This window comes from Spongiactinospora sp. TRM90649 (assembly GCF_029382225.1).
In the GTDB taxonomy this organism is placed as follows: domain Bacteria; phylum Actinomycetota; class Actinomycetes; order Streptosporangiales; family Streptosporangiaceae; genus Spongiactinospora.
This window is the reverse complement of sequence record NZ_JARLTC010000112.1, coordinates 1-583: the sequence shown is the minus strand read 5'-3', so window position 1 is coordinate 583 and position 583 is coordinate 1. Positions and strand designations below refer to the sequence as shown.

The following is a 583-nucleotide window of genomic DNA, read 5'->3' as shown; positions in this document are numbered from 1 at the left end:
ACATCGGTGAGCGACCCGCCGTCCCCGGCCACGCCCAGCCGCCAGCCCGGCTCCTGGCCGGGCAGCGCCAGCGCACCGGCCGAACGGACCAGGCGCGGCACGAACACCCGCCCGTCCCGCACCGCCACCTGCGGTTCACCCAGCTCGGCCACCCCGGCGACGGCCTCGCCGTCCACCAGCACGAACCGGCCGGGGTGCTCGCCCTGCGCGGACCGGACCAGGCCCCACACGCCCGCCGAGCCCAGGTCGGCCACCGGCTCGCCGCCGACGCTCACCGCGCCGCGCGAGACCAGCACCAGCCGGGACTCCGCGAAGCGGTCGTCGGCCAGCCACGCCTGCACGACGGACAGCGCCGCGCCGACGGCCTCCTCGGGGTCGGCGGCCGGATCGGACGTGATCGTCCAGGTCACGACCTCGGGGGCCGGACGGCCCTCCGCGACGATGGCCTCGGCGGCGGCCAGGTCGGGGATCTCCTCGGCCGTCGTCTCGGGCAGGGCGGACTCGACCCAGTCGATCTCGAAGAGGGAGTCCTCCGACCCACTCCCCGCCGCGCGCACCTGACGCTCCGACACCGGCCGGAGCA

1 pseudogene is annotated in these 583 nt (G+C 77.4%); it reads right to left on the bottom strand.

Annotated features, from left to right (window positions below):
• A pseudogene (locus P3X83_RS43215) lies at window positions 1–583 on the bottom strand (hypothetical protein); the annotation flags it as partial.